This window comes from Sorangium sp. So ce836, from assembly GCF_028553905.1.
Classification (GTDB): Bacteria; Myxococcota_A; Polyangia; order Polyangiales; family Polyangiaceae; genus Sorangium; species Sorangium cellulosum_D.
This window is the reverse complement of the sequence record NZ_CP102233.1, coordinates 11,853,960-11,876,521: the sequence shown is the minus strand read 5'-3', so window position 1 is coordinate 11,876,521 and position 22,562 is coordinate 11,853,960. Positions and strand designations below refer to the sequence as shown.

Annotated in this window: 19 protein-coding genes and 1 pseudogene; 11 read left to right on the top strand and 9 right to left on the bottom strand. The window is 73.1% G+C overall.

What is annotated here, in order from left to right; all coding sequences use genetic code 11:
• Positions 1-47: 47 nt before the first annotated feature.
• Positions 48-1,070 carry a tryptophan--tRNA ligase gene (locus tag NQZ70_RS43360; protein ID WP_129579454.1) on the bottom strand — a complete coding sequence of 341 codons (1,023 nt, stop codon included), beginning with the start codon at positions 1,068-1,070 and terminating at the stop codon, positions 48-50.
• A gap of 149 nt (positions 1,071-1,219) precedes the next feature.
• The gene (locus tag NQZ70_RS43355) at positions 1,220-1,750 is read right to left on the bottom strand and encodes a DUF2007 domain-containing protein (RefSeq protein ID WP_165374458.1); all 531 of its coding nucleotides are present in this window, start codon (positions 1,748-1,750) and stop codon (positions 1,220-1,222) included.
• Positions 1,751-1,964: 214 nt separating this feature from the next.
• Here NQZ70_RS43355 and coaBC point away from each other — a divergent pair, with 214 nt between their 5' ends.
• Positions 1,965-3,278, top strand: coding sequence for a bifunctional phosphopantothenoylcysteine decarboxylase/phosphopantothenate--cysteine ligase CoaBC (coaBC, locus tag NQZ70_RS43350; protein WP_129579452.1), 1,314 nt, complete (start codon positions 1,965-1,967; stop codon positions 3,276-3,278).
• Positions 3,275-4,003: a CPBP family intramembrane glutamic endopeptidase gene (locus NQZ70_RS43345; RefSeq protein ID WP_237244586.1), complete on the top strand. Its 729-nt coding sequence runs from the start codon at positions 3,275-3,277 to the stop codon at positions 4,001-4,003. The genes coaBC and NQZ70_RS43345 overlap by 4 nt, the downstream gene beginning before the upstream one ends.
• 28 nt (positions 4,004-4,031) lie before the next feature.
• Here NQZ70_RS43345 and NQZ70_RS43340 read toward each other — a convergent pair whose 3' ends face one another.
• The 4 genes from NQZ70_RS43340 to NQZ70_RS43325 all read right to left on the bottom strand — a co-directional run bounded on the left by NQZ70_RS43340 (position 4,032) and on the right by NQZ70_RS43325 (position 9,036).
• Positions 4,032-4,781: a YebC/PmpR family DNA-binding transcriptional regulator gene (locus NQZ70_RS43340; protein ID WP_129579450.1), complete on the bottom strand. Its 750-nt coding sequence runs from the start codon at positions 4,779-4,781 to the stop codon at positions 4,032-4,034.
• 296 nt (positions 4,782-5,077) lie between these two features.
• On the bottom strand, positions 5,078-6,292 hold the full coding sequence (locus NQZ70_RS43335; RefSeq protein WP_129579449.1) for an ammonium transporter: 1,215 nt from the start codon (positions 6,290-6,292) through the stop codon (positions 5,078-5,080).
• A 145-nt stretch (positions 6,293-6,437) separates the two neighbouring features.
• Positions 6,438-6,887 carry a universal stress protein gene (locus NQZ70_RS43330; protein WP_129579448.1) on the bottom strand — a complete coding sequence of 150 codons (450 nt, stop codon included), beginning with the start codon at positions 6,885-6,887 and terminating at the stop codon, positions 6,438-6,440.
• Positions 6,862-9,036 (bottom strand): DUF2079 domain-containing protein, encoded by a 2,175-nt coding sequence (locus tag NQZ70_RS43325; protein ID WP_129579447.1) that lies wholly within the window; start codon positions 9,034-9,036, stop codon positions 6,862-6,864. The genes NQZ70_RS43330 and NQZ70_RS43325 overlap by 26 nt, the downstream gene beginning before the upstream one ends.
• A 116-nt stretch (positions 9,037-9,152) precedes the next feature.
• Between NQZ70_RS43325 and NQZ70_RS43320 the strand changes: the two genes are divergently transcribed.
• Positions 9,153-9,791, top strand: a complete 639-nt coding sequence (locus NQZ70_RS43320; RefSeq protein WP_129579446.1) for a hypothetical protein — start codon at positions 9,153-9,155, stop codon at positions 9,789-9,791.
• Positions 9,792-9,831: 40 nt separating this feature from the next.
• On the opposite strand, the gene NQZ70_RS43315 is transcribed toward NQZ70_RS43320, so the two are convergent.
• Positions 9,832-10,815, bottom strand: coding sequence for a lysylphosphatidylglycerol synthase transmembrane domain-containing protein (locus NQZ70_RS43315; protein WP_129579445.1), 984 nt, complete (start codon positions 10,813-10,815; stop codon positions 9,832-9,834).
• A 111-nt stretch (positions 10,816-10,926) separates the two neighbouring features.
• Positions 10,927-11,988 carry a glycosyltransferase family 2 protein gene (locus NQZ70_RS43310; protein WP_237244585.1) on the bottom strand — a complete coding sequence of 354 codons (1,062 nt, stop codon included), beginning with the start codon at positions 11,986-11,988 and terminating at the stop codon, positions 10,927-10,929.
• A 445-nt stretch (positions 11,989-12,433) separates the two neighbouring features.
• On the opposite strand from NQZ70_RS43310, the gene NQZ70_RS43305 reads away from it, so the two are divergent.
• From NQZ70_RS43305 to NQZ70_RS43300, 3 genes and pseudogenes are all read left to right on the top strand, one after another.
• A complete protein-coding gene (locus tag NQZ70_RS43305) occupies positions 12,434-14,020 on the top strand; it encodes an AAA family ATPase (protein WP_165374457.1) in 1,587 nt (528 codons plus the stop codon).
• Positions 13,972-14,478 (top strand): annotated as a pseudogene (locus NQZ70_RS53595) (AAA family ATPase); the annotation flags it as partial. The gene NQZ70_RS43305 and the pseudogene NQZ70_RS53595, both read left to right, overlap by 49 nt.
• A 70-nt stretch (positions 14,479-14,548) precedes the next feature.
• Positions 14,549-15,601, top strand: a complete 1,053-nt coding sequence (locus tag NQZ70_RS43300) for a hypothetical protein (RefSeq protein ID WP_207217625.1) — start codon at positions 14,549-14,551, stop codon at positions 15,599-15,601.
• A 136-nt stretch (positions 15,602-15,737) separates the two neighbouring features.
• Here NQZ70_RS43300 and NQZ70_RS43295 read toward each other — a convergent pair whose 3' ends face one another.
• A complete protein-coding gene (locus NQZ70_RS43295) occupies positions 15,738-16,553 on the bottom strand; it encodes a hypothetical protein (RefSeq protein WP_129579442.1) in 816 nt (271 codons plus the stop codon).
• A 270-nt stretch (positions 16,554-16,823) separates the two neighbouring features.
• On the opposite strand from NQZ70_RS43295, the gene NQZ70_RS43290 reads away from it, so the two are divergent.
• From NQZ70_RS43290 to NQZ70_RS43270, 5 genes are read left to right on the top strand one after another with little or no spacing between them, the layout of a single operon-like run.
• Positions 16,824-18,959 carry a serine/threonine-protein kinase gene (locus NQZ70_RS43290; RefSeq protein ID WP_165374456.1) on the top strand — a complete coding sequence of 712 codons (2,136 nt, stop codon included), beginning with the start codon at positions 16,824-16,826 and terminating at the stop codon, positions 18,957-18,959.
• 52 nt (positions 18,960-19,011) lie between these two features.
• A complete protein-coding gene (locus NQZ70_RS43285) occupies positions 19,012-19,332 on the top strand; it encodes a hypothetical protein (protein ID WP_129579440.1) in 321 nt (106 codons plus the stop codon).
• The gene (locus NQZ70_RS43280; protein WP_129579439.1) at positions 19,329-20,189 is read left to right on the top strand and encodes a sigma-70 family RNA polymerase sigma factor; all 861 of its coding nucleotides are present in this window, start codon (positions 19,329-19,331) and stop codon (positions 20,187-20,189) included. The genes NQZ70_RS43285 and NQZ70_RS43280 overlap by 4 nt, the downstream gene beginning before the upstream one ends.
• A 27-nt stretch (positions 20,190-20,216) precedes the next feature.
• A complete protein-coding gene (locus NQZ70_RS43275; RefSeq protein ID WP_272826809.1) occupies positions 20,217-21,401 on the top strand; it encodes a hypothetical protein in 1,185 nt (394 codons plus the stop codon).
• A gap of 20 nt (positions 21,402-21,421) precedes the next feature.
• Positions 21,422-22,558, top strand: coding sequence for a hypothetical protein (locus tag NQZ70_RS43270; protein ID WP_129579437.1), 1,137 nt, complete (start codon positions 21,422-21,424; stop codon positions 22,556-22,558).
• Positions 22,559-22,562: the final 4 nt, after the last annotated feature.

Below are 22,562 nucleotides of genomic sequence, written 5' to 3'. Positions count from 1 at the left end.
GCCGGCGGCCGGCGTCAGCGCACGTCCGCCTGCGCCGGCGGCGGCCTTCAGCGGATGCCGACCGCCTTGCGTGTCTCCTGGATCGTCGCGCTCGCGATCTGCCGCGCGCGCGCCGCGCCCTGCGCGAGCAGCGCGTCGACGCGCGCCGTGTCGGCCATGAGCTCGGCGTAGCGCCGGCGCGGCTCCTCCAGCGCGCGGTTCAGCACCTCGAACACGGCCTCTTTCGCCTCGCCCCAGCCGATGCCGCTCCGGTAGCGGCCGCGGAGCGCCTCCGTCTCCTCGGGCGTCGCGAACTCCCGGTAGAGGTGGAACAGCGGCGAGGTGTCCGGATCCTTCGGCTCGCTCGGGGGCGACGAGTCCGTCTTGTACTTGAAGATCGTCTTGCGCAGCTTCTCCGGCGGCAAGAAGAGCGGGATGGTGTTGTCGTAGCTCTTGCTCATCTTGCGGCCGTCGAGGCCCGGGATCACGGCGGTGTGGGCGTCGATGCGCGCCTCGGGCAGGACCAGGACCGGGCCGTAGATCGCGTTGAACCGCTGCGCGATGTCGCGGGCGATCTCGATGTGCTGGACCTGGTCCTTGCCCACGGGCACGACATTCGTCTTGAACAGGAGGATGTCGGCCGCCATCAGCACCGGATAGTTGTAGAGGCCCATGTTGATCCCGGCGTCGAGGTCGTCCATGTCCTCCGCGGTCGCGGCGCTCGACGCCCGGGACTCCATGTTCTTGGCGACAGCGGCCTTGTAGGCGTGCGCGCGGTTCATGAGCCCCTTCGCGGTGAAGCACGACAGGATCCAGGTGAGCTCGAGGATCTCCGGGACCTCGGATTGCCGGTAAAAGATGACCTTCTCGGGGTCGAGGCCGAGCGCGAGCCAGGTCGCGGCGACCTCGTGGACCAGGCCGCGGAGCTTCTGCGCGTCGTGGATGCTGTTGAGCGCGTGGTAGTCCGCGACGAAGTAGAGCGCGGTCGACGCGGTCCCCGCGAGCGCGAGCGCCGGCTTGATCGCCCCCACGAAGTTGCCGAGGTGCGGCGTTCCGGTGGGCTTGATGCCGGTGAGGACGGTGCTTGCCATCGTTGTCGTGTTCCTCTGAGGGAGCATGACGAGCTCCCGGTGGGGGATGCTACTGCCGCGCGCCAGAAATCCCGCCTGGGATTTCTCCCCGCCACGTCACGGTGGCTCCGGCGCGGCGCCGGGCGCGCCGCGTCGCGGCCGCCGCTGGCTCACTGGCCCTTCGGACGCAGCGCCGCTCCGCGCGGCGCGCGGTAGGGATTCCCGCGCCTCGGCGCGTTCGTCCCCGGGGGCCAGTAGGCATCGCACTTGCGGCAGTGCCACCGCTTCTTCAGGACGAGGAGCGGCAACCCGAGCAGCAAGAGGATGGCGAGGATCTGACCCGGGGCCCACTCGCGGTAAGCGTAGCGCGCGCCGCACGCCGGGCACTTCGGGCCATCGAGCTCGGCCGCTTCGTCGTCCTCGTCGAGCTCGCGATCGTCGTCGACGGGCGGCGGCTTCAGGATCTCGGTCGCCCGCTCCAGATCCGCGCGCGGCACCTGGAGCCGGATCCCGAGGGACCTGCCGATATAATGAGGTGTCAGCGTCGCCACGTGCTCATCGGCGATGAAGGCGCGGATGCCGTGAGCGGACAGGGCCGAGCGCCCCATCTGCGCCTCGACGGACTCGCTGTACGTCGCCACCGTGACGAGCTGCTCGGAGCCCGCCCGGGCGCGGCCCCGCGACCGATCGAAGGAGCGCACCCGGCGAGGGTAGCATCCGCCCGCGGCGCAGCGTGTACGGCTGCCGGTTTTCGTGCCACGGTGGGCGGAGGTGGACCGCGAGGCGGCCGCCGATCGATGTTCACAAGGGACCGCGCAGCGGCTCCCGACCGATGTTGGCCGAGGACCGCGCCGCGGCTCCCGACCGATGTCGGCCGGGGACCGCGAAGCGGCTCCCCCACGCTGCACCTGCGTCATGTCCGGCCGAACGCCGTCCTCTCCTGCGCCTCCCCCCGACGCCCCCGCTCCGCCGGCCGCCGGCCACACCGCCGCCGGCGGGCGACCGACCGTCGCGCTCGCGGTCTCCGGCAGCATCGCCGCGTACAAGGCCGCCGAGGTCGCGCGGCTCCTGATCCAGGGCGGCGCGCGCGTGCTCCCGATCATGACCCGCGCGGCGCAGCAGTTCCTCGGCCCGATGACGCTGAGCGGGCTCTGCGGCGCGCCCGTGCGCGACACGATGTGGGACCCGGGGTTCGCGGGCGAGCTGCACGTCGCGCTCGCCGCCGAGGCGGACCTCGTGCTCCTCGTGCCCGCGACCGCCGACGTGCTCGCCCGCCTCGCCGCCGGCCGCGCCGACGACCTCGTGACGGCGCTCGCCCTGTGCGCGAAGGGCCCGGTGCTCGCCGCGCCGGCGATGCACCCCCGCATGTGGGCGCACCCCGCGACCGCGCGGAACATCGCCACGCTCGAGGCCGACGGGCGCGTGGAGCTCGTCGGCCCGGTGTTCGGCGAGGTCGCCTCGGGCGAACGCGGCCTCGGTCGCATGGCCGAGCCCGCGGCGATCGCGGCCGCGGCGCTCTCGCGGCTCGGCCCGCGCGATCTCGCGGGGCTCCGCCTCGTCGTCACCGCGGGGCCCACGCTCGAGGACCTCGATCCCGTGCGCTTCCTCGGCAACCGGTCGACCGGCAAGATGGGCTTCGCCGTGGCCGAGCGGGCGGCGCTCCGCGGCGCGCAGGTCACGCTCATCGCCGGTCCCGTGTCGCTCGCCACGCCGCCCGGAGCGCGGCGCGTCGACGTGCGCGGCGCGCTCGAGATGCGCGCCGCGCTCTGGCAGGCGCTCGGCGAGGACCTCCGCGGCGCCGACGCGCTGATCATGACGGCCGCGGTGTCCGACTACCGCCCGGCCGAGCAGCACGCGACAAAGCTGAAGCGGACGCCGGATCTCGCCTCGCTCCCGCTCGTCCCGAACCCCGACCTGCTCGCCGAGGTCGGCCTCGCGCGCGCCGGCCTCGACGCCTCCGCGCGCGAGGGCGGCGCGCGACCGCTGGCGCTCGTCGGGTTCGCCGTCGAGACCGCCTCGGACGACGGCGTGGTCGCCTATGCCCGGCGCAAGCTCGCGAGCAAGCGCGTCGACATGATCGTCGCCAACCACGCCGCGGACTCGTTCGGCCGGGACGACAACCGCGCCACGCTCGTGACCCGCGACGCCGCCGACGCGCTCGGCGTGTTGCCCAAGCCCGTGCTCGCCGACCGCATCCTCGACCGGGTCGTGCAGCTGTGCGCGCGATGATCCCGAGCGACCCGCCGGCCACGGACCCGCGCGAGCCGCCGCGGGCCTCGCGCCGCGAGGCCGCGCTCATCGCCGCGTCCGTCACCGCCTGTGTCGCGCTCGCGGTCGCGTACGCGTTCCACCCCGATCGCGCGGGCGCGCCCGGCATGCTCGCGCCGCTCGGCGCGCTCTACGCCGTCCTCGCGGCGGTCACCGCACTGTGGCTCCGCCGGCGCGGCGAGCTGCGCGCCGCGCTCCGCCCGCTGTCGGGCGATCTCGCGCGCGGCGCGCTCGTCGCGGCGGTGCTCTACGGCATGGCCATGGCGGTGCAGCTGGCGCTCGCCCCGCGGGGCTCGCCGCGCGAGGCGTGGCTGCTCCGCCTGTACCTCCACCTCGGCGACCCCCTGGCCGACGCGCGCGTGTTCACCGGCGCGATCGTCTTCGTCGTGGCCGCGCTCGAGGAGCTCGTCTGGCGTGGGCTCGTCATGCGGGCGCTCGAGGGGCCGTTCGGCCAGGTGACCGCCTGGCTGCTGTCGAGCGCGCTCTTCGCCGCCGCGCACCTCCCCACGCTCTTCTTGCTCGGCGATCCGCTCGCCGGGCCGAACCCGCTGCTCGTCGCGGCGGGCTTCGGCTGCTCGATCGTGTGGGGCCGCGTGGTGCACCGCACCGGCCGCCTGCCGCCGGCGCTCTTCGCCCACGCGTTCTTCTCGTGGGCGATCGTGAGCTTCCCGATCTGGCGCCCGTGACGTGCGGGCGCCCTCGTCGGGCGGGGCGTCACCCCTCGAGCTTCGCGAGCTCCTCTTCGGGGACGTCGAAGTCGGCGTAGACGTTCTGCACGTCGTCGTGGTCGTCGAGCGAGTCGACGAGGTTGAGACAGACCTCGGCGTCGCGGCCGGCGACCTCTTTCTTGGTCTTGGGGACGTAGCCCGCGGTGCTCGACTTCACCGCGATCTTCGCGTCCTCGAGGGCCTTCACGACGGCGTCCATCGCCTCGACGCTGGAGAGCACCTGCCACTCCTCGCCCTGGTCGCTGTAGTCGTCGGCGCCCGCGCCCACGGCGGTGTCCATGAGCTGGTCTTCGGTCGCCGCGTCCTTCGCGAGGAGGATGATCCCCTTGCGATCGAAGGCCCACTGCGCGGAGCCGCCGGCGCCGAGCTGCCCGTTGTTCTTCTCGAAGATCTTCCGGATCTCGGCGACGGTGCGGTTCCGGTTGTCGGTCATCGCCTCGCAGAGGAACAGGGTCCCGCCGGGGCCGGTGCCTTCGTAGAGGATCTCCTCGTAGTTCGCGCCCTCGATCTCGCCGGTGCCGCGCTGGATGGCGCGCTTGATCGTGTCGGCGGGCATCGCCTGGCCCTTGGCGTCGTTGATCGCCTTCCGGAGGCGCGGGTTGCCGTTCGGGTCTCCGCCGCCCATGCGCGAGGCGACGGTGATCTCCTTGATGAGCTTGGTGAAGAGCTTGCCGCGCTTCGCGTCGAGGGCGCCCTTCTTCCGCTTGATGGTGGCCCACTTGGAATGGCCGCTCATGCCTGTCTGCTCCGTGATGACGGGGCGCTCGCTCGGCGCGCGCCCAGGGGAAAGGTTCGGCGCAAGCTGGAGCACCGATCGGTCCGGGGGGAGAAGCCGTCGGGGCGCTGGGGGCGCCGAGAGAGCGTCGACCTCTCATGGCATCCCTGGCGCCCCGGCGGTTCGAACCGTCTGTCGCTCTAGCGGTGCGCCCGGGTGGAGGCAACTACGACGGCGCCCCACCCCCCTCCTTACCAGGAGAGCGAGCCCGGCCGAGGCCCGAGACGACGCTGGGGGCTGGGGGGGCGCCTGTGTCGCTACAGCGCGTAGCCGGTCTCGCCGTGCTCGGTGGCGTCGAGGCCCTCGCGCTCGTCGCTCTCGGCCACGCGCAGGCCGATCAGCTTGTCGACGAGCTTGAGGAGCAGGAAGGTCACGAGCGCCGCGTACAGCCCGACGGCCACGATGCCGGCGAGCTGCGGGACCAGCTGACCGGGGTTGCCGGCGATCACGCCGTCGCGGCCGCCCTCGTTCAGGGCCTTCTCCGCGAACACGCCGGTCAGGATGGCGCCGAGGAGGCCGCCCACGCCGTGGACGCCGAACGCGTCGAGCGAGTCGTCGTAGCGGAGGCGCTCCTTCGAGACGACCGCCACGTAGCAGACCGCGCCCGCGAGCAGGCCGATCACGGCCGCGGCCCAGGGCGCGACGAACCCGGCCGCCGGCGTGATGCCGACGAGCCCGGCCACGATGCCGGACGCGACGCCGAGCGCGGTCGGCTTGCCCCGCTGCGCCCACTCGACGAAGAGCCACGCCGCGCCGCCCGCCGCCGCCGCGACGTGCGTGTCGAGCAGCGCCAGCGCCGCGAGCCCGCCCGAGGTGAGCGCGCTGCCGGCGTTGAAGCCGAACCAGCCGAACCAGAGGATGCCCGTGCCCGTCAGGGTCATCGTCAGGTTGTGCGGCACGTGCCGCTCGTGCGGGTACCCCGAGCGCCTGCCCAGCACGATCGCGCAGATCAGCGCCGAGATGCCCGCGGCGAGGTGGACGACGGTGCCGCCCGCGAAGTCGAGCGCCCCCATCTCGTAGAGCCACCCCTTCTCCGCCCACACCCAGTGGGCGACGGGATCATAGACGAGCGTGGACCAGAGCAGGATGAAGACCAGATACGCCGGGAACCGCATGCGCTCGGCGAACGCCCCCGCGATGAGCGCGGGCGTGATCACCGCGAACATCATCTGGAACGCCGCGAAGGCGAGGTGCGGCACGGTGCCCCGCTCCACGCCCGCGAGCCCCCGCATGCCGACATAATCGAGCCCGCCGATGAGCCCGCCCTGCGACGTGCCGAACGCGAGCGAGTACCCGATCGCCACCCACTGCACGGAGATCACCGCGAGCGCCGCGAACGAGTGCATGAGCGTCGCGAGCACGTTCTTGCGGCGCACCATGCCGCCGTAGAACAGGGCGAGGCCCGGCGTCATGAAAAGGACGAGGGCTGTCGATGCGAGGAGCCAGGCCGTATCCCCAGTGTCGATCTTCATGACTGGGGCGTAACGTGCCCGATGTTTCAACGAGGTTTCGGAGCCGCGGCCGGATGCATTTGGCAGGACGTCGGGAAATTTCTAATACCCGATCTGGAAGCTCCCCGACCCGCCGGCGGGGTGCTGGCGGGGGGACCGGGCCGCTTCAGGCAGCGGATTGCGGGCCGCGGATCGTCAGCACGGGGACCTTCGCCGTGCGCACCACCCGCTGGGCCACGCTGCCGAGCAGCGCCCGCGCGACCGCTCCGCGCGTGTGCGTCCCGATCACGATCATGTCGGCGCCGATCTCGTCCGCGAGCCGGCAGATCTCCTCGTCGGGGACGCCGGCGCGCAGCGTGCCCGAGATCTCGACGTCGGTCACGGCGCGCCGGCGCTCGAGCACCTGATCGAGGCTCCGCTGGGCCGCCTCGGCGAGGCGCGACGCGTCCTCGGCCGAAGGGATCAACGACGAGCCCTCCGGGAAGGTGTAGACGGGCACGCTGTACACGTGTGAAACGACGACCTTCGCGGGGAGCTTGCGGGCGAGCTCGATCGCCGTGTCGAGCGCGCGCTCCGAGGTCTCGTCGAAGTCATGGGCCAGGAGGAGGGTCTTCATCTTGCTCCGCGGTGCTGGTGGGCTCGGGCGGCGCGCCGCCGTCTTTTCTGTCCGGCTTTCGTAGCTCCGGAGCCGGGCCTTCGGTAGGGGGCTCGTCGCGCTCGGCCGGAGCTTTCGGCGGCTGCTTCGCCGCCGGCTTCACCCGCTTGAAGAGCGCCATCTTCTTCAGCCGGCCGAGCTCCGTGAGCTCGCCGCGCTTCACGGCCGCGTTGTGGCGCTCCAGGTCCTTGCCCTTGAGCTCCCCCTCGTCGAGGAACACGTACTGGACGATGGCGGCGCGGTCGCCCGGGTAGAAATAGGCTTCCTTCCGGTTGGACACGTGCGGCCCCATCTTGCTCGTCGCGCCGACGATCGCCCCGGGCGGGATCGACTCGACCTGCTGCCTGACCCACGCGTAAGTCGCCTCCTGCTCGGGCGTCAGCGTGCGCGCCACGCGGTGGAAGCCTCCCCTGAACGAGGCATTCTCGACGAGGCCGCCGAACTTCCACGACACGAGCGCGCTCGCCACGAGGGTCGCCGCGAGCAGCGCGCGCGAGAGCCGCCGCCCGTCGAGCCCGAAGTACGCCGCCGGCGCCGAGTCCTCGGCCCGCCTGAGCGCGATCGGCGTCAGCACGAAGGCGATGGGGAAGAGGATCGACGAGTACTGGAAGTGGATCGAGAAGACCGCGTCGCGCGAGGCGAGCAGACAGAACAGGAGCCCGTAGGCGAGCATCCACCGCCCGGGCTTGGCGAGGAAGGGCAGGAAGCAGAGGGGGACGAAGAGCTGGAGCAGGAAGAGGATCTTCGGCTCCTCGAGCATGACCTTGAGGGCGAAGACGGGGTTCGTGAGGAGGGAGATGACGAGGCCGCCGAGCCCGCTCCGGTTCGGCATGAGCTCCTCGTAGTAGTAGGCGAACGAGTACGCGTCCTTGCCCGACATGATGATGCCGGCCGACGTCATGAAGAACAGCTTCACGATGACGAAGTAGACGAGGCTCGTCGCGATGGTCACCCAGCCGAGGCGCGTCCGGCCCGCGCGCCGGTCGAAGATGGCGTAGAGCCCGATGAAGCACATCAGGAGCGAGACGTCCTCGCGGCAGAGCAGCAGCGCGGCGAGGGTGACCCAGTACCACCGGTCCCTGCCGGTCTCGTAGAAGTAGAGGAGCCAGACGACGAGCGGCGAGATCAGCGCGAGCGAGTGGAACTCGTACATGTTCGCGCCGTGCAGGGCCGGGTAGAGGGCCCACACGGCGGCGAGCAGGAGCGCCTTGCCGCGGTGCTCGAGCTTGTCGAGCGCGAGCAGGTACACCGGGATCACGCCGGCGCCGAGCCACACGGACTGGAGCACGAGGAGGAACTCCGCCCGCGGGTAGATGAGGTAGAGCGGCGAGAGCAGGACGAGGATGGGATCGAAGTGCGCGGAGCCGTGGTAGCCGGCGCGGAGCCAGGAGCAGCCGAGCGGTCGCCCGTGGATCGACTGGTAGAAGATGTTGTCGTAGTACCCGAGGTCCGGCGTCCGCGTGTGCAGCGCGTGGTGGTTGGTGATCGCGAGCCGGGAGAAGAAGAGGGCGTAGCCTGCCCACAGGGCGAGGACGGCGAGCGGCGCGAGCCACCGGCCGGCGCTGGCGAGCGGGCCGCCGCTTGCGGGCGCGTCGTCGAGGGCGGGCGCGTCGTCGAGCGCGGGCGAGAGCCGCGCGCTGCGGCCCCAGGCGTAGACGCCGGCGCCCACCGTCGCGGCGGCGAGGACGGCGTAGAAGATCGCGGTCTTCGGGCTGTCCTTCTCGATGTTCGGCAGCTTGAGCGCGGCGACGAAGGGGAGCGCGAGCAGGGGGGCGAGGGCGCGGTTGAGGCGGCCCACCGTGCCCACGACGTCCCACGAGCGGGTCAAGGCGCGCCTCGCCAGCATCACGAAGAAGTAGGCGAGGCCGACCCCCACGATGGCGGCGACGGCGCCGCCGGCCATCCAGCGGCGCTCCAGCTCGGTCAGCTTGTTCGTCGAGAGCAGGGCGACGCGGCTCGGGTGGGTGAAGACCCACGCCGACACGGCGATGCTCATGCCGAAGAGGATCGGCCACGGCGCCAGGGTCACGGCGGCGCGCGCGAGCCGCTCGAGGGTGCCGTCGAGCTTCGCGAGCGCGCTGCTCAGCCTGGTGCGATGGGGCTCTAGCATGGAGGAGGCGGGTCCTCGGCTACTTGACCCTACCCCCCGCTGTCAAGGAACGGCAGGAATCGCGCGGGGGCGTGGGAAGGGCAGGCGCCGCGCGCGGCCCGCGGTAGAATGGGCCCATGTCGCACTACCGGGATCATCTCGATGCGGCTCGCGCGCGCATCGAAACCCTCGAGGCCAAGCTGAAGGAGCGGGAGGCGGCGCTCGCCGCACGGGACGCGGAGCTCGCGGAGGTCCGCGCCGAGGTCGAGCGGCTGCGCGGCGGCTCGGGCGACGACGGCCCGCTCGACGGCCCTCACGGCCGGGCCGGCGGGCAGCGCGCCCTCCTGGTGGCGCTCGCGGTGTGCGGCTTCGCCACCGCGACCGGCTACGCGATGGTGCGGCCTGCGCACTGCCCGCAGCGCGGCGCCTCGTACCCCGCGTCGGCCGAGGTGCTGCCGCGGTCGCACGACGGGCACGACGCCTGGTCGAGCCGGGTCGACGCCGCGCGGCTGCGCGTGGGCAGGGCCGCGGGCGCCGCGCTCGAGCACGGCCGGGTGCGCGCGCAGCGCTGCTGGCAGCCGGACGGCCCGAGCGGCGAGGGGAGCGTGACCGTGACCTTCGCGCCGGGCGGCGACGCCCAGGTGGAGCTGGACGGGCCGCCCTACGCCGGCACCGAGGTCGGCGAGTGCGTGGTCGACGCCTTCCGCGCGGCGGCCTCGCGGGTGCCGTCGTTCGACTGGGAGCCGCTCACGCTCACGACGCGGTTCTCTCTCTAGTCCAGGGTGACGCGGCATTGCGTGGCTCGAGGCTCGGCCGTCACGGCGGAGCCGGGGTCTGCGGAGCGGGGGCGGTGGGCGGGGGCGCCAGCTGCCAGCTCACGAAGCCCAGGGCGACGACGTTGAGGTAGATGACCGCGAAGACGAGGAGGCCGAAGCTCACGCCGTGCTCGGCGGTGAAGCCGAGGGAGGGGAACACGAGGGAAAAGAAGAGCTCTCGAACCCCGACGCCGGCGATCGAGATCGGCAAGAGGCCGAGGAGGTTCGCGATCGCGAGCAGGCAGGTGACGTCGAAGAGCGAGAGCGAGATCCCGAGGGCGCGCGCGATCAGATAGCCCTGCACGAAGTTGACGACGAACGTCGCCACCGTGACCGGAAGCGTGAAGAGGAGCCCGCGCCCGACGTGGGCCCGAAGCGCCACGAGGAAGCGGCTCGCCGCCCCAGGCTCGGCGGAGTCTCCGGGCTCCTTCGCGATCTTGCGCGAGAAGGCGAGGAGGATGCGCTCGGCGAGGCCAGGGATCAGCAGCACGAGCGGGGCGAGGACCGTGAGCGCGATGCCGCCCCACGTCAGCCAGGCCAGCTGGCCGGCGATGACCGCGCTGTAGCGGGCGACGCCGACCGCCACGAACGCGGCGAGCACGTAGAGATCGCACAGCCGATCCATCACGACCGTGGCCAGGCCCTCCGCATAAGGGACACCCAGGTCGTGACGCAGGTAGCGGATCCGGAGGACGTCGCCGACCCGACCCGGGGTCAACATGCCGACGTAGAGCGACGTGAGGTACGCGCTCCACGCCCGGCGAAGGGGGTAGACGATGCCACGGGCGCGGAGCAGCGCGTCCCAGCGGACCACCTTGAGGTGGATGTTGAGGACGTTGAGCGCCGCCGCGAGCGCGAGCGGGGCGGCCGAGGCCGAGGCCACGGCGCCGAGCACCGCGTCCCGGTCGTCCATGCGCGCGACCACGAGGACGAGCAGCAGCGGCCCGATCAAGCGAACGAGGGCGCGCAGGACGGTGCGGCGCATGGAGACGAGGCCCGCGGCGCGCTCAGCGCGGGGCCGCGAGGCGGGAGAGCCGGAGAGGAACGAGGAGCCCGGGCGCGGGGCGCCCGGACCGAGCGGCGCGCGGGGCGGAGATCACTCGATCTCCTCGCGGACCGGCAGCTCCTCGGCCTGGTGCCGCTGCTGCATCTGGAAGGTGAGGAACTCGCCGATGAAGCCCATCGAGAAGAACTGGATGCCGAGGAGGATCATCAGCACGCCGAGCAGGAGCAGCGGGCGATCGCCGATCTTGTGACCGAGGAACCAGAGGAGCGTGAGATAGGCGTTGATCGTCACCCCGACCGCCGCGAACACGAGGCCGATGAGGCCGAAGAGGTGCATCGGCTTCTTCGAGTAGCGGGTCAGGAACATGACGCTGAGCAGGTCGAAGAAGCCGCGCAGGATGCGCTCCAGGCCGTAGCGGGAGCTGCCGTACTTGCGGGCGTGATGGCGCACCGGGATCTCCGCGACCCGGAAGCCCTGCCACGCGGCGAGCGCCGGGATGAACCGGAAGAGATCGCCGTAGATCGGGATGGTGCGGAGCACCTCGCTCCGGTACGCCTTGAAGCCGCAGTTCATGTCGTGGAGCTTCACGCCCGTGACCGAGCGGACCGTCCCGTTGAAGATGCGGGACAGGACGAGGCGGTTCTTGGGGTCGAGCCGGTTGACCTTCCAGCCGACCACGACGTCGAGCCCCTCCTCGACCTTCGCGATGAAGCTCGGCAGATCGGCCGGGTCGTCCTGGAGATCGGCGTCCATCGTGACGACGACCGCGCCCTTCGCCTTGCGGAAGCCGGCCGTCAGCGCCGTCGCCTTGCCGAAGTTCTTCCGCAGCCGGATGCCCTTCACCACCGGGTTCTCCGCGCGGATCCTGGAGATGACGGCCCAGGTGTCGTCCGTGCTGCCGTCGTCCACGAAGATGAGCTCGTAGGTGAAGCGCCCCCGCAGCGCCTGGTCGATGCGCTGCGCGAGCTCGGCCAGGCTCTCCGCCTCGTTCAGCCCCGGGACGACCACCGAGACGTGCGGCGCCGCCGAGGTGGCCGGCGCGACCGAGGGCGCCATCAGGCTCGGGCGAGGGTCGAAGGCGGAGAGCCCGAACGTGACGCGGTCCTCCGGGACCTCTGTAGGGGCAGGTGTGGGGGGCTGGTCCACAATCACGGCGGCGGAGGATAGCAGGATCGTCGCGGAAGCGCGCGGTTCCGTCCGTGAGAAGCGCCGGCGGATGGGGATCGCGCGACGGGAAGGTGCTGGCGGTCACCGGCAGGGGTGGAGGGAAGGGCTGCGGAGAGCCGGCAGGGGTTCAGGTAAGGGCTGCGGAGGCCCGGCAGGGGGTCGGGCAAGGGCTGCGGAGAGCCGGCAGGGGGTCGGGCAAGGGCTGCGGAGAGCCGGCAGGGGGTCGGGCAAGGGCTGCGGAGAGCCGGCAGGGGGTCAGGGAAGGGCTGCGGAGAGCCGGCAGGGGGTCAGGTTAGGGCTGCGGAGAGCCGGCAGAGGGAGGACGGAACGCTCGCGGATGCGAGCAGCGGTCGATGGCGGCGTTGACATCCCCTGTGTGTCCGCCTGCCGGCTTCATGACGGAGCGGGTGGGGTGTGCGAGACTCTCCGCATGAACGGCCGCGGTACGAAGACCCTCGAGCACCTCCTGCGGCGCTTCGACGAGGAGATCCACTTCGGCGCCGTGATGCTCGAGGTACTCGAGAAGGACGGCTTCGAGCTGACCCATGCTCGCCCGGTTGCGCCGCGGAGCTGGCTGCTTCGCGCGAAGCCGCCGCAGCAACTCCAGGAGGGGTTCGGTCTGGCCCCCGAGCTGCTGTTCGTCGTCGTCCAGGGCGAGGTCCAGTCGAGGGATCTCCAGCGCGCCGCCGATGAGGTCGTGCGCTCTGGCCTGCGCCTCGACGGCAACCTGGTCATCGTCACGGACGACGGCCACACGTATGACGACGGTCGGCCGCTCAAGGAGCGCCTCGAGCGGATGCCGGGCCGGGATCAGCGCGTGGCGTGGGTGTGGAACGAGGACCGGTTCTGGCCGCCGCTCTCCGAGGTGCTCCGCCGGAGCCTGCCCACGTATGACATCTTCGAAGAACGTGATCCGGTCCGAGGGCACCAGCTCATGGGCCGAGATGCGGAGGTGAAGGACCTCCGCACGCGCGTCCTGCGCGGCGACGCCGTCGGCGTCTTCGGATTGCGCAAGTCGGGCAAGACCTCGTTGGTTCGCGCGGTCACCGACTGGTTCGATCCGGCGAGCGGAATCAAGACGCCAGACGCGGAGCAGGATGTGTCCCAGGCGTGCGTCCTCTGGGTCGACGCGCAGGGGCTCGATCTGCCGACCATTGACGATGTCGCGGACGACATGCTCGCCGCGCTGGGCCGCAGGATGCGTGCGGCCGGCGCATCCTACGGGCCTCCGGCACGGGAGGGCATCGCCGGCTTGAAGGCGGCGGCTCAGGCGATTCTGGACGAGGGGCTGCGCCTGTGCTTCGTGATCGACGAGTACGATCTCCTGTTCGAGCGCGAGGGCAACCTCGGCCCTGTCCCCGGCATCTCGCGGCTCCTCGGGCTCGTGCGGGCGCTGTCCCAGCAACAGCAGGGGGCGGTCTCGCTCGTGCTGATCGGTCGCGATCCCGAGCACCTGTCCGCTCCGCAGCTCGATGGCGTGCCGAACCCCTTGCTCGCGGGGCTCACGCCGATGTGGCTCGGACCGCTCCGTCCACCCCACGACGCGGAGATGCTCCGGAAGCTCGGGCGTCGCGTGGGGCTGGCCGTGGGGCACGAGACGGCAGCGCTTGCTCGCGCGTGGACCGGCGGGCACCCGCTGCTGCACCGACAGTTTGGCTCGGCGCTCCGCGAGGAAGTCCGGCTGCACGCCCCGGGAGCGCTCCAGAAGGAGCCGACGGACCCTCACTGCGAGCGAGCCGTCGAGCGCTTTCTCGGTCGTCAAGCCGTGCTGGAGGTGGACCGGGAGATCATCGCGCTGCTCTCGAAGAGGTACCCTGCGGCTTACATGTTGCTTCTCGATCTCATCGAGAGCCGTGACCCTCAGGCGGTCGTGAAGCGGTCGGGTGGCTCGCTGGGCCCCGGCGCGCGGATGCTGCGGAATTTCGGCTTGCTCGACGAGGCCACGCTGGCGCTGCCGAATCACCTGTCGTGGTACGTCAAGACGCTTCTCCCCACGCAGACGCAGGTGGCCGTGTGAAGGGGCGCCCCAATCCGTACAACTGGCAGGGCCACACCCCAGGTCACCCCGTGCGCCGGGATGAGTTGGTGGCACGCATCACGGAACACCTCCGTCGCGGGGCTGCCGTCAAGGTGATCGGCGCCCGCGGGATGGGAAAGAGCGTGCTGCTCCACCACATCCAGGCTCATCTGCTCCAGGATGCACCGGGGACCCGCGTCCTGCTCGTCCCGGGGCCGCCCGAGGAGCCGACCGTCGCCGGAGCGGTGCGCCATCTCGCGGCGGAGCTCGGCATCCGCGATCTCTCGCCGCCGCGGATGGATGACCTCCTCGAGCGCGTGCTGGAGGGCAACATCACGCGCCTGGTGGTTCTCTTTGACGAGGCCGACCAGTATGTGACGGCCGGGGAGGGCGAACGGGGGGCGTTCGCGCGGAGCTGGTTCAACAAGCTGGAGGTGACGCGAAAGCAGCACGGCTCGCGCTTCGACGTCGTGTTTCGCGGGCGGGATCGGCCTCTTCTATCTCGAGAGCGAGGTGGGGTCCGGCATCGTGAGCCGCGCCGAGCCGTGCGTGCTCGATCCCTTCGGACCGGCGGAGATCTCGGAGCTCGCCAGGCCCTTCCAGGAGGACGGGCGCCCCCTGGACGACATCTGCCTGGAGACCCTCCGCGTCCTCACCGGGGGCATGCCGGGGCTCGCGACCTACGGTCTGCAGCACCTGTGGGAGGCGAGCAGCCCTTCCGCGCATGCGCTGGAGGAGATCTTCGGAATCTTTCGCGAGAGGCACGACAGCTTCCTTCGCGCGGTGCGCTCCTCCGTCTCGCAGTACGGGCGGCTCGATGCCCCTTGGCGCGTGCTGAAGACCGTTCGCGAGCATGCTGGCGCGGTCCCGATGCAACGGCTCCGCGATGCGTGCGCCTTGCAAGCCGGTGAGCACATCTCCATCGATCCGGAGCAGGCGCTGAAGCTCCTGCGCGCGGCCGGTCTGGTGAAGGTGAAAGGCTCAACGCTCGCCGATCCTGTCACAGCCTGGCCTATCGCCTCGATCCTGAACCTGCCGGACACGCCGGCGAGCTCAGGCGATCCCATCGAGCGCCTGGTGCAGGACCTCTGCGCGGTGCTGGCGAACCTGCGCCGCTTCGGCCGCGATTTCCATGGCGACTCCGGGCTGCTGCACGAAGAGGTCTTCAGCTCCTTCATCGCAGCGGGGCTGCGTCTTCTGGGATGGGAGACGGACCGCGAGGCCATCCAGGTGGCGGGTTTCACCGACATCAAGGTACGCCTGACCCGGCCGGACATCGACGGCCATGCCGTGATCGAGACCAAGATCTGGCGCGACGCTGCTCGCAATGCGGGGATCCAGAAGCAGATCGACGACTATCGTGTCCCGGATACCCGCCACGGCATCGCCGTGATGCTGGGGACGCGCGACGCGGCCGGCTGGCGGGAGGCGTACGAGCGGACGTGCCTCGCGGGCCGCGACGTCGAGCGACTCTCGACGCCGCTGGATCTGGTGGGCCGTTGGCGGGTCCGGCAGATCGATCCGGGAGGCGAGGCGTGGCGCACCGACCACCTGGTGGTGCAGCTCCCGAAGCGCAGGTGATCCTGGCAAGAGCGTGGGCTGGCGAGACCTCCGGCGCCAGCCCTCAGGGAGGCGACCGGCGCCGGAACAGGTTGCGCGCGGGGCCGGCCGGCGATGGAACGCTCGCCAGGCCGCCCGGCGCCCCCCGGGCAGGCGGTCAGCCGGACGTGCTCTCCGGCGCCTCCGGCTCGTCGGCGCCCTCTTCCACGACGTCCTCCTCCTCCGGCGCTACCGCCGCCGCGCCGCGCTGCGGGCTGCGCTCGAGCAAGGCGAGGAACGGCGCGTGGAGCGCCTCGAGGAGCTCTCGGTGCTTGCCGCTCGGCGTGTGCTCGATGAGCCAGCCGATGTCGTCGTGGATGCCGTTGAACGCCCGCGTGCACGCGGCCACCGCCTCCCGGATGCGCTTCGACCGCGCGACCGCGCGCTTCTGGCCGGCGCTGCGGCCGAGCCCCTTGGCGAGCGCGTCGGTCGCCTCCTCGACGCGCCTGAGGTGCGCGCCGGCGCCGACCTTCTTCACGTCGGCGGCGAGCGGCGCCTTGCCCGCGACCGCGACCTGGTGCCAGCCATAGTCGACCTCGGCGTCATACGCGTACTGGGTCTGCTCGGTGCCCGCCCCCGCGAGCAGGGCGCCGCGGAGCCGCACCGCCGCGTCGCGCTGCGCCGGATCCTTGCTCTCGGCCGCCGAGGCCAGGAACAGGTGCAGCGCCCGCTGCGCAGCGTCCCACTCCGTGTCGAGCTCGGCGAGCGCCGCGGCCGAGGCGACCCCGAGCGCCTCGTCGAGCGCCGCGATGCTCCAGAGCGCGCGCGCCTTCCAGACTACCGGCTTCGGCGCTTCGAGCAGGAGCGCCGTCGGGACGCGGTTCGGAACATCGTACTTGGCGATCGAGACGCTCTTCCACGCGCCTTGCTCGAGATCGCGCGCGAACGCGCTGAACGCCTTGTCCGTGACGAAGCTGTATCCATAGGATGCCATGGTTCTTTCCTCTCCCTCCCCCGTCGAAAGCCCACATCTAATGAGATGCGCGGGCGCCTTCGCAAGCGCTTTGTTCCCGTCTCGTCGTCGGACTCGTGCTCTCGCTCCATCGCCGAGAGGAGCACGGGCGCGCCCGGGAGCGGCCTCGCCGGGCGTTGCGCGCATCTCGATGGGCGTCCTGCAGATCGGGTGAGCACTCCGGCGGCGCCGGCTCGACATGGACGTCGCCGGCGGCGCCTCCAGAGCGGCGCGCCGGCGAGGCGCTTGCGCATGGACGACGCGAATCGATCCACCGACACCGCTGAACCGGCGGCCATCAGGGCGGGGCTGCCCGCGCCGGCCGCCCCGCCCGCCGATGGACCGGCGGACGTCACGGCGGCGCTGCTCATCACCGAGGGGCTGCCCATCACCGAGGTGCTGCCGGCCGCAGGGCTGCCCGCCACGATGGAGATCTCTTCCCCGCTGCCATGGAGTAGCGTCGCCCCAGGGAAGGAGCGTGACAGCGCCGTGAGCGACGCCGGAGAGCCCATCGAGCGGCAGGTGTTCGAGCCGGGTCAGGTCTTCCACCAGGTGGAGATCGTGCGCTTCGTCGGCGCCGGGTACTCCGGCGAGGTGTACGAGGTCCGCCACAAGATCACCGGGGCGCGGCACGCGCTCAAGATCATGCACCTGCGCGACCGGATGGACGCGAGGAAGGCGGAGCGGAGCCTGGCCGAGGCCCACGGGACGTTCGGTATCCAGCACGCGAACGTCGTCGAGGTCTTCGACATCGGCTGCGAGGCCGACGGGACGGCGTGGATGCTGATGGAGTTCCTCGACGGGCCGACGCTGACGACGACCCTGGAGCGGCAGGGGCGGCTGTCGCCGCTCTTCGCGCTGCACGTGGCGCTCGAGGTCGCGTGGGGGCTCGACGCGGCGCACGAGAACCAGATCATCCACCGCGACGTCAAGCCGGACAACATCGCCTTTACCGCGGACGGCTCGGTGAAGGTCGTCGATTTCTCGATCGCGAAGGTGATCCCGTACGAGATGCGGACGACCCAGCGCAACGTGCGGCTCGGGACGTGCGCGTACATGTCGCCGGAGAACCTCGAAGGGGCCGACGCGGACGCGCGGTTCGACATCTACTCGCTGGGGCTGGTGCTCTGGGAGACGATCGCCGGCCGCCACCCGTTCCAGGACGCGTTCCACGACCGGACGCTGCTCGCGAAATGGCAGTTCTTCATGGATCCGGCGCCGCTGTCGGAGGCGGCGGGGCTGCCGGCGTACGTGGACGAGGTGATCCGGCGCTCGACGGCGAAGGAGCCGTCGGAGCGGTACCTGACGATGGCGGAGATGGCGCAGGCGATCATCGCGCTGCGCAACCGGCTGGAGAGGGACGAGGCCGAGGGGCGGATCTCGCTCGTGGTGCCGCCCGGGGAGCCGCCGATCCCGGGCCGGTCGAGGTCGCGCGCCGTCTACCGGCCGCCGTCGACGGGGCCGACGCTGGAGGTGCCGCGGCGGGAGCCGTCGGCCAAGGTGGTGGTGGCGCCGCCGGTCCCGCTGATCGGGCCCGGCGGCACGATGCCGGTCGATGCGGCGGCCATCGCGGCGGCGGGCGGCGGGCGGGCGGCGTTCGGGAGCGCGCCGGGCGGGAGCGCGCCGGGCGGGAGCGCGCCGGGCGGGAGCTCGCCGGGCGGGGCCGCGAAGACGGCGCGGGGGACCGAGATCATGCCGGTGGTGGAGCGCGCGCCGGGATCCCGGCCGCCGTCGCGGCCGGCGGCGGTGCGGACGACGAGCCCGATGCTCCGGCAACTCGGCGAGGCGGCCGAGGGCGCGGCGGGCGCGGCGGGCGTGGCGGGCGCGGCCGGCGAGCGGGAAGGCGGGGCGCGCGGCGGGCGCGAGGTGCGGGTGACGCCGTGGACGCTGGTGGCGCTGGTGCTGGCGTCCTCGGCGGCGAGCGCGCTCACCGTGCGCTGGCTCGCGCTGCCGGAGGCGGCGCAGGGAGGCCCGGCGGCGGCGCCGCTCGTGTCGGAGGCGGCGCAGGGAGGTCCGGCGGCGGCGCCGCTCGTGTCGGAGGCGGCGCAGGGAGGTCCGGCGGCCGCGCAGGAGGCGGCGCCGCTCCTGTCGGCGGCGGCGGCGAGAGCGGGCGCGCGTGTGGCCGAGGGCGCGGGCGCGATCGAGGCGCCGGACGCGGGCGCGGTGGCCGTGGCGCCGGACGCGGCCGGCCGTGGAGGTGCCGCGGCGGCGCCCGCGACGGCCGGCCGTGGAGGTGCCGCGGCCGCCGGCCGTGGAGGTGCCGCAGCGCCGGCGTCCTCGCCGCGCGCGACGACGGCGCCGGGAGCGCCGGGACCGCGCCGGCCTGCGGCGCCGGCCGCGCCGACGCGGAGGAAGCCCCCGCCGTTCGGTGAGTCGCCGATCTTCTAGGGGCGCGCGGAGGACGGAGATCTGGAGCGCGCAGCGCAGAGAGGAACCGCGGATGTCGCAGAACGAACGGGACGCATCGGACGAGTCGGGCGAGGAAGCGCGGCTGCGCGCGGCGCGCGTGGTGGCGGAGACAGTCGAGCGGAGCCTCGCGCCGTACCGCGGGCTCGTGCCGCCGGCGATGCTGGCGCAGATGCGCGAGGCGATCGAGGACGAGCTGGTGAAGAACCCGTACTCGGCGGCGCTGCTGCGGCAGCTCATCGCGCGGCCGGCGCCCGCGTCGAGCGGGGAGGTGACGCGGGAGGGCGCGCCGCTGGACGGGCGCGGCCGCGGCCGCGAGGGGGGCGGCGCGGGCGGCGGCAGGGAGGGCGCATGAGCGGCGAGGACAGGCCGGCGGAGGTGCTGCCGCTCTTGACGCCGAAGCAGAGGGCGCTGGTCGAGCGGGCGCTGCCGAAGGTCGAGGCGCGCGCGCGGTGGCACGCGCGGCGGTACGCGGGGCTGGTCGACCGGGAGCAGCTCGCCGCGGCGGGCGGCGTGGCCGTGGTGGAGGCGGTGCGGCGGTACGACGAGGAGCAGGACGCGTCGTTCGAGAGCTACGTGAGCGCGCGGATCGACGGCAGCATGCTCGACCTGGTGCGCGCGGAGACGACGGCGCGGCGGCGGGACGTGGCGATGCGGCGCGCGATGGCGCGGGTGTCGGAGCAGCACCAGGGCAGGTTCGACGTGCTGCGGGACGGGCCGGAGGAGATCCAGGCGAAGCTGCAGGCGTTCAGCGACGAGCTGGCGGTGGCGGGGTTCGTCGCGGGGGTGGCGGTGGCGCAGCGGTCGGCGCCGGAGTCCGCGCCGGCGGAGGATGCGGAGGAGCGGGCGGAGCACGCGGCGGCGATGCGGGCGCTCGGCGAGGCGCTCGGGGAGCTGCCCGAGGACGAGCGGCGCGTGCTCGGGGCGGTGTTCGTGGACGAGATGGACATGCACGAGGCGGCGGCGTTGCTCGGGGTGGCGTACATCACGGTGCGGCGGCGGCTGGAGCGGGGCCGGGAGAAGCTGCGCAAGGCGCTGGTGCGGCGGGGGGTGAGGTCGGTGCCGCCGCCGCGGGACGAGCCGGGGCTCGGGCCGGTGCTGCGCGGGGTGCTCGACGTGGGTGAGGGCGGTGCGCCGGGTGGGCGAGGCGCGGGGGAGCGGGGGCCCGAGCGAGGCGCGGGGGAGCGGGGGCCCGGGCGGCGCGGGCGGTAGGCCGCGCCGGGTGCAGGGAGAGAGGCGATGGCGAGAGAGGAACGCGAAGCGCCGGGCGCGCCCCGGGCGATCCAGAGCCAAGGCGAGGCCGCGGCGAAGGCCTACGTGGTGGGCGAGGTCGCGCCGAGGCCGCTGCAGCCGACCGTGGAGATGGAGCGGGTGCACGTGGAGGACCCGCGGCGCGTGCCGCCGCCGCGGGCGGAGGCGCGGCGTGGGAGCGGTCCGCGCAACCCGGAGCAGCGCGCGCCGCTCGCCGATGTCGGGGCGCCGGGCGTGACGACGCCGGAGGGGCTGCCGGTGACGAAGCGGCAGCCGATCGTGATCGACAGCGAGCTGCTGGCGCAGTGGCACGAGGGGCGCGGTGGGCGAGGTGGGGAAGGGGAGGGCGGCGAGCCGCGCGGAGCGGAGGCGGGCGGCGGGCCGCGCGGAGCAGAGGGCGGTGGGCCGCGTGCAGGAGGAGAGGGCGGCGGGCCGCGCGGAGCAGAGGGCGGCGGGCCGCGTGGAGGAGAGGGCGGCGGGCCGCGTGGAGGAGAGGGCGGCAGCGGGGCGGCCACGAGCGGCGCGACGGCGGCGAGCGCGGGGGCGGCAGGCCGCACGTCGCGGCTCGCGGAGGTCGCGGCCGCGCGGCGCACGGCGCGCCGGGCGGGCCGGCAGCGCGCGGCGTGGGTGCTGGCGATGGGCGTGCTGCTGGCCATCGGGGTGGCGGTGGCGCGATCCGGGAGGGGAGCGCGCGACGGCGCGAGCGAGGTGCCCCGCAGCGGGGGCGGAGCGGTGCCGGGCGCGACGGCGGAGGTCCGGCGGGCGGGGGGGACGGCTGCGGAGAGCGCGAGGGCGCCGGGGGCGAGCGCGGCGGGGACGCCGGCTGCGCCGGTCGCGAGCGGGACGGCGCCGGTCGCGAGCGGGACGGCGCCGGTCGCGAGCGGGACGGCGCCGGTCGCGAGCGGGACGGCGCCGGTCGCGAGCGGGGCCGCGCCGGTCGCGAGCGGGACGGCGCCGGTCGCGAGCGCGGCGCCGGGTGGAGCTGCCGTCGCCGCGCGGCCGGCGCCGCGGTCGCAGCCGCCGCCGGCGGCGATGACCGCGCAGCAGAGCAGGTCCGGCGCGCCGGCCGCCGCGCGGCGCGCGCCGGGCGCGAGCGGATCCGCGGCGCCGGCGCGTGAGGGGCCGGACGCGCCGCGGGCGACGAGCCCCTACGACACGCCGAACTTCGATTGAGCCGCCGGGATGGATCGACGATGGAAGACGCGATGAAGAAGCTGACGATGCACTTGACAGGTGCGGCGCTCTGCGCGCTGTGCGCCTTCGCGCCGGCGGCGGCGCTCGCGCAGGCCCCGCCGCCGGGCGCAGCGGCGGCGGCCGGGGAGGACGAAGCGCGCGGCGACATCGCCCGCGCGACGCAGCTCTACCGGCAGGGGAACGAGGCGTTCAAGCAGAAGCGGTGGTCGGACGCGGAGCTCTTGTACCTGAAGGCGTGGGCGCTGGTGCGGTCGTTCGACATCGCGGCGAACCTCGGTGAGGTGCAGCTGCAGCTGAAGAAGCCGCGGTCGGCGGCGACGTTCCTCGGGTTCGCGCTGAGGACGGCGCCGCCGTCGGCGAAGCCGGAGCAGATCGCGCGGATGCGGCACTTCCTCGAGGAGGCGAAGGCGCAGGTGGGGACGGTGCGGGTGCGGGTGAAGAACGTGGCGGACGCGGAGGTGCTCGTGGACGGCGAGCGTGTGCCGGACGAGGAGGCGAAGCACGAGATCTACCTGGAGCCCGGGGAGCACGTGCTGGCGATCCGGCGGGCGGGGTACGAGGAGGAGGTGCTGCGGGTGCTGGCGGCGCCGCTGATTACGGAGACGGTCGAGCGGGAGCTGAAGCCGAAGACGGAGAAGCTCGAGGCGGGCCTGGGGGCGACGGAAGCAGGTGCGACGAGGCCGGGAGCAGCCGGCGCGCCGGTGCAAGGGGACGCGAAGGCGAACGCGCCGGCTGCGGGGGCGCGGGTGGAGGAGCCGCGGAGCTGGGTGCCGGCGTTGGCGCTGGGGGCGGCGAGCGTGGTGGCGCTCGGGGTGGCGGGGGGCTTCACGGTGGCGTCGAACGCGGAGCACAACGAAGCGCAGGCACAGAGCGACGTGATTCGAGCGGAGGGGGGGCGATGCATCAGGACGCCCAGCGCATTCAGTGAGTCGTGCGCGGCGCTGGAGCAGACGGTGTCGCATGGGGAGAAGCTGGGCGACATCGCGCGAGTCGCATACCTCGCGTCGGGGGTGCTGGCTGTTGGCGCTGTGGCTTACGCGCTCTGGCCTCGAAGTACCACGACCTCGTCGAGCGTGCGCGTATCCGCTGAGGTGCGCTCGGGCGGTGGCGTCGTCAGTGTCCAGGGGATCTGGTGAAGGC